A 10,543-nucleotide genomic window follows, 5' to 3' on the forward strand; every position below is an offset into this window, starting at 1 on the left:
CAGCGCCGCCGCGGGCCGCCCGCGCGGGCCCCGATGGGAACGTTTCCGTGACCGGGGGGCTGCGCTCAGTGCACGTTTGGTCTATGTTGCCGTCACCACGCAACGCAGCGGCTGGGAGGGGGCACGAGTATGCCCGTCACGCGGCAGACTCCGGATCAGGTGGAACCGCTGGGTCCGATTCCACGGGAGTTCGCCGCCGTGATGAGACCGGAACTGCCCAGCTTATTAAAAGAGATGGCGGCGGAAATCGTCACGGCCATCCCCGAATACGGTCACCTGCTGGAAGGCCCGAACGCCCGGGTGATCAAAATCGGGATCGAGCAGAATATCGCCACCTTCGTGGACCGGGTGGCCGCACCCACCGCCACCACCGCGCTGCGCGACGATCTGTGCCGCCAGTTCGGCCGCTTCGAGGCGTACGAGGGCCGGAGCCTGGACAATCTCCAGGCCGCGTACCGGATCGGCTGCCAGGTGGCGCTGCGCCGGGTGCGTACCGTCGGGCGCCGCTACAACCTGTCGGCGTCCTTCATGCTCACCTTCGCCGACGCGCTGTTCGCGTACATGGGCGACCTGGCCGAACTCTCCCGCGAGGGCTACGTGCAGGCGCTGGCGGAACTGGGCGAGGAGCCGGACAACCGGCGGCGCCGGCTGCTGCGGCGGATCCTGGGCGGTACCGCGGTGGCCCGCAGCGCGCTGGCCGAACTGGCCGAGCACTCGGCGTGGCCGCTGCCGGAGGAGGTGACGCTGGTGGCGCTCGCCCCGGACACCCGGCCGTCGCGGGCGGCGCTGGACAAGGACGTCCTGCTGGACTTCGCCGACCCCGAGCCGCATCTGCTGGTCCCCGGGCCGTTCACCGACGAGCGGCGCGCCTCGCTGGCGATCGCGCTCAAGGGCTGCCGGGCCGCGGTCGGACTGACCACCGTGCTCGGCGAGGCCGCCGACTCGCTGCGCTGGGCCCGGCACACCCTCGCCCTCGCCGACGCCGGCCTGCTCGGGCACGATGCGGAACTGGACGCGGCGCACGGCCCGGGACACAGCCCAGGACACGGCACGGGACACAGCCCAGGACACGGCACGGGGCACGGCACGGCGCACGGTTCCGGGCACGGCACCGCCGCGGACCGCGCCGCCCGCGCCGTCCACGGCACCGCGAGCCGCGGCGGCACCGGTGTCCGGCCCGGCCTCGGGGACGCCGGCCGGGACGCGGTGACCATGAGCGAGGACCACCTGCTGCCGCTGTGGCTGCTCGGCGATCCGGCGCTCGCCGACCAGATCGCCCGCAAGTACCTCGGCCCGCTGGCCGGGCTGACCGCGACCCAGCGGGCGCGGCTGATCGACACCCTGCGCATCTGGCTGACCACCCGCGGCACCGCCGTCCAGGTCGCCGAGCAGCTCGGGGTGCACCCGCAGACCGTCCGCTACCGGCTGCGCATCCTGGACCGGGCCTTCGGCGATCAACTGGCCGATCCCGACGAGCGGTTCGCCACCGAGATCGCGCTGCGCGCGCTGCACCTGCGCGAGCACGGCGAAACGCCCGACGGCGGCCCCCGCAAGGGGAACCGCCGCCGGGTGTGATGGCTGGGCCGGGGAAAACTACGAGGAGTACACCTCGAATTCGGAGATCTGGCCGGCCGGCCAGCCGGTGTTACCGGTGACGTTGAGGCGGATCCAGCGCTCGTTCGCGGCGGTGAAGGTCAGCGTCGCGGTGTTGCCGGAGGCCGGGTTGAAAGTGACCCCGCCCGAAGCCTTCAGCGTGGCCCAGTTGCTGTTGTCGGTCGAGCCCAGCACGCTCAGTGTCTCGGTCCGGGTCGCCCAGTCGGTGGACGGCGGCAGCTTCAGCGTCACCTTGCCGACCGACTTCGCGGCGCCCAGGTCCACGGTGAGCGTCTGCGGGAAGGCCCCGTTGGCCGACTCCCAGTACGTACTGGCGTTGCCGTCCACCGCGTTGGCCGCGGTGTAGGTCTGCGTGGTGGACGAGGCGCTGGCCGAGTGGCCCTGCGCCAGGTTGCCGCCCGCCGGCGTGGTGGGCGGCGTGGTGGGCGGCGTGGTGCCGCCACCGGTGGTGCCGCCCGTGGCACCACCGGTGGAGCCGGCGCCCGGCTGCGGCCAGGTGCTGCAGTTGCCCCAGAGGCCGTCCCAGCCGCTGTTGCCCGCACCCTTGTTGATGGTGAAGGCCGGCAGGTTGGTGGGGTAGGAGCAGTTGTAGACGCCGGTCGCGCCGGTGGCGGTGGCCGTCACGTTGCTGAAGGACGCGGAGCCGGGGGTCTCGGCCTGCACCACGACGGTGCCGGTGCCCGACGCGGTCGCGCCGCTCACCGTGACGCCGCTGATCGTGTAGCCGTGGCCGCCGCCGGAGACGAACTCGAAGTCGCTGTACGGGCTGTCGATGAACTTGGTGCTGCTGATCTGGATGTTGTTGCTGATCGCGTAGTCGTAGCTGTCGACGCGCAGCGCGCCCATCGGGTGGCCCCAGTTGGGGTTGAGCGCGCCGGTACGGATCAAGGTGTTGCCGGAGACCGTGACGGTGCCCGACAGCGGGTTGAACGGCTGCAGGAACGCCTGGTTGGAGATGGCGATGCCGCTGCCCAGCGCGTTGGTGTCGGCGATCACGTTGTTGCTGACGGTGTTGTTGCTGCCGCCGTAGATCGCGATGCCGTTGGCCAGGTTGGGCTGCACGATGGTGTTGTTGCTGAAGGTGTTGCCCGTGTCGGGCGAGCCCAGCGACCACATGGCGAGCGAGTCGTCACCCTGGTTGCGCAGGAAGTTGTTCTTCACCTGGACACCGCTGGCGCTGCCGTCGAGGTTGATGCCGTCGGCGGTGGTGCCGATGATCCGGTTGTTCTGCACCAGCAGGTTGGTGTTGTTGCCGGTCAGCCACAGGCCGCACTTCTCGCGCTGGATCCACATGCCCTGGACCACGGAGTTCGGGCCGAGGCTGCCGGTGACGAAGCTGTCCGGCGAGTTGTCGTTGCGGACGCTGACCGAGCCGATCACCGCGAAGTCGTACAGCTTGGTGTTGCCGGTGGCGCTGGTCTGGTCGATGAAGTGCGAGCTGTGCACCACCGAGTACCAGTTGCCGGCGCCGCGCAGGGTGACGTTGTCGGCCGGGATCTGCGAGGTGAGGGTGAAGGTGCCCGGCGGGATCCAGACCTCCTTGCCCTGGGCCTTGGCGTCGGAGATGGCCTGCCGGAACGCCTGGGTGGAGTCGCCGTTGCCGCTGGCGTCGGCGCCGTCGGTGACCACCGAGATCGAGTTGGCAGGCTGGGCGGCGGCGCCGGCCACCTGCTCGAAGTCGGCCAGGTCGATGGTGGCCGAGGCGGTGTCGCCGGAGTCGAGCTGCAGCCTGACCTTGGCGCCGGCGGCCAGGTTCTGGCCCAGTTGTATACGGGAGTCGTCGAAGAAGTGGTGGGTCTTCGAGCCGGCGATGTTGCCGGTGTCCACGTACGAGTACTGGGCGGTGACCGGCAGCTTCGTGCCGATCTTGGTGCCGTTGACGTAGACCGAGACGGTGCCGGAGGCGCCGCGCGGCAGGTTGTACGCCACGTCGACCGCGTTGGCCGCCTTGGTCAGCGTGAACTCGACGTACTTGCCGGTGCCGCTGAGGGTGACCGCACGGCGGCCGGAGGCCTCCGAGGCCACCGTGGACTGGGTGTAATCGGGGCCGATGACCGACCCGTTGGTGGCCGCGGCCTCGGCTTCGTACTCGGTGAACGGCACGGTGGCGCCACCGCTGACATCGAAGGGCGAGACCGTCGATACCGTGGGGGCCGCGGTGGCGCTCTGGGCGGTCATCGCGAGGGCGAGACCGCCGGCCGCCACCGCTGCCGCGGTCGCCGTGGCGAGCCAGACCGATGAGCGACGTCTGGTGTCCATGGGGGTGTGGGGTGTCCCTTCTGGCGTGTGTCGCGTGAGATGCGGGCCACCATACGGATGACGAACATGACACAGCAATATCTCGATCGGATTTCGCAAAAATTGGATGACTTGCAGAGATCTCGCAAAATGACCGCAAGAATCTTGCGCTTCCTGTACTAGAATCGACGCCATGACACGACGACTTGCCGAGGTGGCAAAGAAGGTCGGGGTGAGCGAGGCCACCGTCAGCCGAGTGCTGAACGGGAAGCCTGGAGTCTCCGACGCGACACGGGCCGCGGTCCTCACCGCCCTTGACGTGCTCGGATACGAACGGCCCACCCAGCTGCGCGGGGAACGCGCCCGGCTGGTCGGCATGGTCATGCCCGAGCTGCAGAACCCGATTTTCCCCGCTTTCGCGGAAGTCGTCGGCGGTGCGCTGGCCCAGCAGGGCTTCACTCCTGTGCTGTGCACGCAGACCGCCGGAGGCGTCTCGGAGGCCGACTATGTGGAGCTGCTGCTGCAGCAACACGTGTCAGGGGTGGTCTTCTTCGGCGGTCTCTACGCCCAGGCCGAGTCTCCGCACGACCACTACGCCCGCCTCGCCGAACGCAACCTGCCCACCGTCTTGATGAACGCCGCCATCGACCATCTGGACTTCCCGCGGGTCTCCTGCGACGACGCCGTGGCGGTGGAGCAGGCGATGAACCATCTGATCTCGCTCGGCCACCAGCGGATCGCGCTGGTTCTCGGCCCGCCCGACCACGTACCGTCACGCCGCAAGCTCGCCGCCGCCCGCCGGGTGGATCCCTCGGTCACCGTCGAGCACGCGCTGTTCACCCTCGAAGGGGGGCAGGCCGCCGCCAGCCGGCTGCTGACCCGCGGCATCACCGCTTTCATCTGTGCCTCCGACCTGCTGGCGCTCGGCTGCATCCGGGCCGCCCGCCGGCGGCGGCTGTCGGTGCCCGAGGACGTCTCGGTCATCGGTTACGACGACTCCTCGCTGATGAACTGCACCGAGCCGCCGCTGACCACGGTCCGGCAGCCGATCGAGGCGATGGGCCGGGCCGCGGTCGACCTGCTGGCCGGCGAGATCAGCGGTGCCTCCGTCGACCACGACGAGCTGTTCTTCGAACCGGAGTTGGTGGTCCGCGGCTCCACCGGCCCGGTTCCGCACACCGCCCGCATCCCCCATCCGGAAACCCGCGCGGCCACCGCGTAGCGCGTACATCCACGGCAGCACAGCGCCGGGGCAGGGAATCGTTCCCTGCCCCGGCTCCGTCGTCTGCGGGCCGCACACGGTCCGCTGGGGGCCGTATCGGGCCTGTGACGAGCGGGGGTTCGCTGTCAGCCGTACGCCGCTCAGCGTCGTGACCAAGTCGTGTCTTTGCGAAATTCGCGCGACATCTTGCGGACATCTATCGGGTTAAGTACGTTGAGCCAACCCGGGACGGCGGCGCAAACGGGCGCCGGACTCATGTGCATCACGTGCCGCGGGGGTCCCAGATCGCAGTCCAACGACGCGCAGTGGTTCAGGGGAAGGGTAAGAAGAGGATGACAAAAAACGGCTACCGCAGACTGGTGGCAGTCGCACTGGTCGCAGGTATCGGCTTGACCGGCGCCGCGTGCTCCAGCAACAACGACAAGGGCGGCGGCGACAGCAGCAGCAAGCCGAGCGCCGCGGGCTCGAGCGCCGGCACTCCCTTGGACCCGAAGACCAAGGTGACCATCAGCGTCGACTGCGAGCCGCCGACCACCAAGGCGGCCGAGCGCAAGCAGTGGATCGACGACGTCGCCGAGTTCAACAAGACGTACCCGAACGTCACGGTCAAGAGCAAGGACGCGTTCCCGTGTGAGGACCCGGCCAAGTTCACCGCCCAGCTCCAGGCGGGCAGCGAGACCGACACGTTCTACACGTACATGACCGACCTCCAGCAGGTGCTGGACTCCGGCCAGGCCGCCGACATCTCGGACTACATCAACGCCAAGACGATCCCGAACCTCAACAACATCGACTCCGGTGTGCTGAACGTCCTCAAGGACGGCGGCAAGCTCTACGGTCTGCCCACCTCGAACTACCAGATGGGCCTGATCTACAACCGGAAGATCTTCTCGGAGGCCGGGCTCGACCCCAACAAGCCCCCGACCACCTGGGACGAGATCCGCACCGACGCCAAGACGATCCAGGACAAGCTGGGCAGCAAGGGCATCAACGGCTTCATGGAGAACGCCGGCGGCAACCAGGGCGGTTGGCACCTGGTGTCGGAGATGTTCGGTGTCGGCAGCAAGGCCGTGAACGACGACGCGACCAAGGCCGCCTTCAACAACGCGCAGACCAAGTCGGTGCTGACCACCCTTCAGCAGATGCGCTGGACCGACAAGAGCCTGCCCGCCACCCCCGGTCTGCAGTGGGGTGACGTCCAGAAGGCGATGGGCACCGGCAAGATCGGCATGTACGTCGGCGCCCCCGACGACGTCCCGCTGGTCGTCCAGCAGTACAAGGCCGACTACAAGGACCTCGGCATGGCGCCGATCCCCGGCGGCCAGACCGCGCTCTTCGGCGGCAACGACTACATGTTCAAGAAGAGCGACACGCCGGACCAGATCAAGGCCGGCATCGCCTGGGTCAACTTCAAGTTCCTGACCCTCGGCAAGGGCCAGTTCAACTACGCCCGCAACAAGGCGGACGGCCTGCCCGTGGGTCTGCCGGAGCCGTTCTTCTTCACCGGTGCCGCCAAGGACCAGGACACCGCGCTCAAGACCGCCAGCGCCACCATCCCGGTCGACAACTTCAAGACCTACGTCGACGCGCAGGTGCCGGTGCTCCCCGAGCCGCCGAACGCGCAGAAGATCTACACCGTGCTCGACACCGTGATGTCGGGTGTTCTGACCAACAAGAGCGCCAACATCGACAAGCTGCTCTCCACCGCGGAGACGCAGGTCAACTCGCTGCTGGCCGCAAGCCAGTAACAGCACAGCCCAGCGGGGGCCGGTCGGCGACCGGCCCCCGCTCGGGCGGCATCGGCTTCCGGTACCGAATTCAGTCGAGGAGCACCCATGGCGGCGACGACCGTCCCCGAGAATCTGACCAAGCGCCACGCCGGGCGCCCCTCCGGGCCAGCCGGCGGTCCGGCCCGAGGCGGCTTCAGCCGCAAAGTCCGGCAGAACCTCCAGGCCCAGGGCTTCCTCATCGGCGCCGTGCTCTGCTTCTTGATGTTCTCGTGGTACCCGATGGTCCGCGAATTCATCATGAGCTTCCAGGAGAAGAAGCGGGGCGAGACCCACTGGGTCGGCTGGAAGAACATCGACCGCGTCTACCACGACCCGTACTTCTGGACCGCCTGGAAGAACACCGCGGAGTTCACCGGCATGGCGCTGGTGATCGGCTTCGCGGTTCCGTTCGTGATAGCGATCGTGCTCAATGAACTCAAGCACGCGCAGGCCTACCTGCGGATTCTGGTGTATCTGCCGGTCATGCTCCCGCCGGTGGCGGGCGTGCTGCTGTTCAAGTACTTCTACAATCCCGACTACGGGCTCTTCGACAGCATTCTCAAGCACCTGCACCTACCGACATCACAATTCCTGGACTCGTCCAGTACCGCGATGATCTCGGTGGTGGTGGCGGCGACCTGGCTGAACCTGGGCAGCGCCACCCTGATCTACCTGGCCGCGCTGCAGAACATCCCCGGTGAGCTGTACGAGGCCGCCGACCTGGACGGCGCCGGCCTGTTCAGCAAGATCTGGCACGTCACCATCCCGCAGACCCGGATGGTGCTCTCACTCATGCTGCTGCTCCAGATCGTCGCGACCATGCAGGAATTCACCAACGTCTTCCTGCTCACCGGGGGCAACGGGCCCGAGAACTCCACCATGACGGTCGTCTACATGGTCTACCAGTACGGATTCCGCTACAACAACCTCGGCAGCGCCGCGGCGCTCGGCCTCTTCCTGCTGGTCGTTCTGGGCATCTTCTCGGGTATCTACACCCGGGTCAGCCGCAACGCCGACAGCGACTGAGGAAGGAAAAGGACCATGGCAGCGACGTTTTCCTCGCAGAACCGCACCCTGATCTCCTCGGCCGCGCTCAGCCGCCGCAAGGGGAGAATCGTCTACTGGACCGTGCTGAGCGTGATCGTGGTGGTCTTCACGCTGGTCTTCCTCGGCCCGCTCTACTGGATGGCCACCGGCGGCTTCAAATCCGCCCAGGAAGTGGTGGCCAATCCGCCCACCTTCTTCCCGAAGCACCCGCAGCCGAAGAACTTCCACACCGCGTGGACCCAGTTGAAGATCGCCCGGCTGCTCTTCAACACCATGTACTACGCGTTCGGCGCGCTCGCCTTCCAGCTCGTCTTCGACGTGGCGGCGGCGTACGCGGTCTCCAAGCTCCGGCCGATCTTCGGCAAGGCGATCCTCGGCGGCATGCTCGCCACGCTGATGATCCCCTCCACCGTGCTGATCGTGCCGCAGTACGCGACAGTGCTCGACCTGCCGGTGCTGCACTTCAACCTGGTGGGCACGCCGTGGGCGATCTGGCTGCCGACGGTGGCCAACGGCTTCAACATCTTCTTGCTGAAGCGGTTCTTCGACTCGATTCCGCAGGACCTGCTGCACGCCGCCGCGATCGACGGCGCCGGCCCGCTGCGGACCTTGTGGTCGATCGTGCTGCCCATGTCCCGGCCGATCCTCGGCGTGGTGTCCATCTTCGCCGTGGTGAACGTCTGGAAGGACTTCCTCTGGCCGATGCTGGTGGAGCCCGACCCGAACAAGCAGCCGATCAACCTCGGCATCAACTCGCTGTCGCAGGGCGTCCCGGAGAACGTGCTCATCGCCGCGCTCGCCATCTCGGCGCTGCCGACCCTGCTGATCTTCCTGCTCTTCCAGCGCAACATCATGTCCGGTCTGACCGCCGGCAGCCTCAAGGGCTGACCTGCCGTTCCGGCACCCCGCACTGACGAACGCACCACCCATCAGCACTCCGCCGCCGGCCCTCATGCCCACATCCCCGCCATCAGGGGCCGGCGGCGGGGTCCCACCTGCCCGAAAGGACGTTGACGTGGCAGACACCCCTCAGCCCGAGGCCGACGAGAACTGGTGGCGCGGCGCGGTCATCTACCAGGTCTACCCGCGGAGCTTCGCCGACAGCAACGGCGACGGGACCGGTGATCTCGCCGGCGTGCGTTCCCGGCTGCCGTACCTGGCCGAGCTGGGCGTCGATGCCCTCTGGTTCAACCCCTGGTATCCCTCGCCGATGGCCGACGGCGGCTACGACGTGGCCGACTACCGGGACATCGACCCGGTGTTCGGCACGCTCGCGGAGGCCGAGAAGCTGATCTCCGAGGCGGTGTCCCTCGGCATCAGGACGATCATCGACATCGTGCCCAACCACATCTCCGCGGCGCACCCGTGGTTCCGCGAGGCACTGGCGGCCGGACCCGGCAGCCCGGCCCGGGAGCGGTTCTGGTTCCGCCCGGGCCGCGGCGAGAACGGCGAACTGCCGCCCAACAACTGGCCCTCCCAGTTCGGCGGTCCGGCCTGGACCCGCACCACCGACCCCGACGGCACGCCCGGCGACTGGTTCCTCAACCTCTTCGACTCCGAGCAGCCGGACCTCAACTGGGAGCACCCGGACGTCCGCGCCGAGCACGAGGACGTGCTGCGCTTCTGGTTCGACCGCGGCGCCGGCGGGGTGCGGATCGACTCCGCGGCGATGGTCTCCAAGGACCCGCTGCTGCCCGACCTGTCCGACGACCCGGCCGCCCCGCACCCGTACATCGACCGGGACGACCTGCACGAGATCTACCGGGGCTGGCGGCGGATCGCCGACTCGTACGACGGCGCGCGCATCCTGGTCGGCGAGGTGTGGCTGCCGGACGCGGTGCGCTTCGCCAACTACCTGCGCCCCGACGAGATGCACACCGCCTTCAACTTCGACTTCCTGGCCTGCCCGTGGGAGCCGGACCGGCTGCGGACGTCCATCACCACCACGCTGGCGGTGCACGAGCCGGTGGGCGCGCCCGCCACCTGGGTGCTGTGCAACCACGACGTGACCCGTACGGTGACGCGCTACGGGCGCGCCGATACCGGGTTCGACTTCGCCACCAAGGCCTTCGGCACACCCACCGACCTGGCGCTGGGCACCCACCGGGCGCGGGCGGCGGCGCTGCTCACACTGGCGCTGCCCGGCTCGGTCTACGTCTACCAGGGCGAGGAGCTGGGGCTGCCGGAGGTGGAGGACATCCCCACCGAGAAGCTCCAGGACCCGATGTACCTGCGCTCCGGCGGCACCGACCCGGGCCGCGACGGCTGCCGGGTGCCGATCCCGTGGGCCGGGGTGAGCTCGCCGTTCGGCTTCAGCCCGGAGGGCTCCACCGAGCCGTGGCTGCCGCAGCCGGCCGACTGGGCGGCCCGCACCGCCGAGATCCAGTCCGCCGACCCCGCGTCGATGCTGTCGCTCTACCGGGCGGCGCTGCGGCTGCGCAAGGAGGAGCCGGGCCTGGGGGACGGTCCGATCAGCTGGCTGGACTCGGAGCCGGGGGTGCTGGCCTTCCGCCGCACCGACCGCTTCGTGTGCTTCCTGAATCTGGCGGCCACCGCGGTGGCGCTGCCGGCCCACGAGGAGATCCTGCTGACCAGCGGCCCGCTGGCCGAGGACGGCCGCGTCCCGGCGGACACGGCGGTCTGGCTGCGCGCC

At 68.7% G+C, this 10,543-nt stretch carries 7 protein-coding genes; 6 read left to right on the forward strand and 1 reads right to left on the reverse strand.

All coding sequences use genetic code 11. From position 1 onward, the window contains the following. The first annotated feature begins 201 nt into the window (after positions 1 to 201). Positions 202 to 1,575 carry a PucR family transcriptional regulator gene (locus GA0115240_RS36825; RefSeq protein WP_370673327.1) on the forward strand — a complete coding sequence of 458 codons (1,374 nt, stop codon included), beginning with the start codon at positions 202 to 204 and terminating at the stop codon, positions 1,573 to 1,575. Positions 1,576 to 1,593: 18 nt separating this feature from the next. Here GA0115240_RS36825 and GA0115240_RS13055 read toward each other — a convergent pair whose 3' ends face one another. Then, positions 1,594 to 3,873 (reverse strand): discoidin domain-containing protein, encoded by a 2,280-nt coding sequence (locus GA0115240_RS13055; RefSeq protein WP_176725058.1) that lies wholly within the window; start codon positions 3,871 to 3,873, stop codon positions 1,594 to 1,596. A gap of 172 nt (positions 3,874 to 4,045) precedes the next feature. On the opposite strand from GA0115240_RS13055, the gene GA0115240_RS13060 reads away from it, so the two are divergent. The 5 genes from GA0115240_RS13060 to GA0115240_RS13080 form a co-directional block, all read left to right on the forward strand. Further along, positions 4,046 to 5,074: a LacI family DNA-binding transcriptional regulator gene (locus tag GA0115240_RS13060; RefSeq protein ID WP_093736848.1), complete on the forward strand. Its 1,029-nt coding sequence runs from the start codon at positions 4,046 to 4,048 to the stop codon at positions 5,072 to 5,074. A 332-nt stretch (positions 5,075 to 5,406) separates the two neighbouring features. Continuing rightward, on the forward strand, positions 5,407 to 6,822 hold the full coding sequence (locus GA0115240_RS13065; protein ID WP_093736849.1) for an ABC transporter substrate-binding protein: 1,416 nt from the start codon (positions 5,407 to 5,409) through the stop codon (positions 6,820 to 6,822). Positions 6,823 to 6,909: 87 nt separating this feature from the next. After that, positions 6,910 to 7,869 carry a carbohydrate ABC transporter permease gene (locus GA0115240_RS13070; RefSeq protein WP_093736850.1) on the forward strand — a complete coding sequence of 320 codons (960 nt, stop codon included), beginning with the start codon at positions 6,910 to 6,912 and terminating at the stop codon, positions 7,867 to 7,869. Positions 7,870 to 7,884: 15 nt separating this feature from the next. Next, positions 7,885 to 8,778, forward strand: coding sequence for a carbohydrate ABC transporter permease (locus GA0115240_RS13075; protein WP_093736851.1), 894 nt, complete (start codon positions 7,885 to 7,887; stop codon positions 8,776 to 8,778). Positions 8,779 to 8,905: 127 nt separating this feature from the next. Further along, positions 8,906 to 10,543, forward strand: a 1,638-nt coding sequence (locus GA0115240_RS13080; RefSeq protein WP_256069794.1) for a glycoside hydrolase family 13 protein, incomplete at its 3' end; no start/stop codon positions are given.

The sequence above is a fragment of the Streptomyces sp. DvalAA-14 genome (genome assembly GCF_900091855.1).
Lineage (GTDB): Bacteria > Actinomycetota > Actinomycetes > Streptomycetales > Streptomycetaceae > Actinacidiphila.

Excerpts from the sequence above, each read along its gene's own strand:
- GA0115240_RS36825 (WP_370673327.1), top strand. The coding sequence starts at position 202 with ATGAGACCGGAACTGCCCAGCTTATTAAAAGAGATGGCGGCGGAAATC.
- GA0115240_RS13055 (WP_176725058.1), bottom strand. The coding sequence starts at position 3,873 with ATGGACACCAGACGTCGCTCATCGGTCTGGCTCGCCACGGCGACCGCG.
- GA0115240_RS13060 (WP_093736848.1), top strand. The coding sequence starts at position 4,046 with ATGACACGACGACTTGCCGAGGTGGCAAAGAAGGTCGGGGTGAGCGAG.
- GA0115240_RS13065 (WP_093736849.1), top strand. The coding sequence starts at position 5,407 with ATGACAAAAAACGGCTACCGCAGACTGGTGGCAGTCGCACTGGTCGCA.
- GA0115240_RS13070 (WP_093736850.1), top strand. The coding sequence starts at position 6,910 with ATGGCGGCGACGACCGTCCCCGAGAATCTGACCAAGCGCCACGCCGGG.
- GA0115240_RS13075 (WP_093736851.1), top strand. The coding sequence starts at position 7,885 with ATGGCAGCGACGTTTTCCTCGCAGAACCGCACCCTGATCTCCTCGGCC.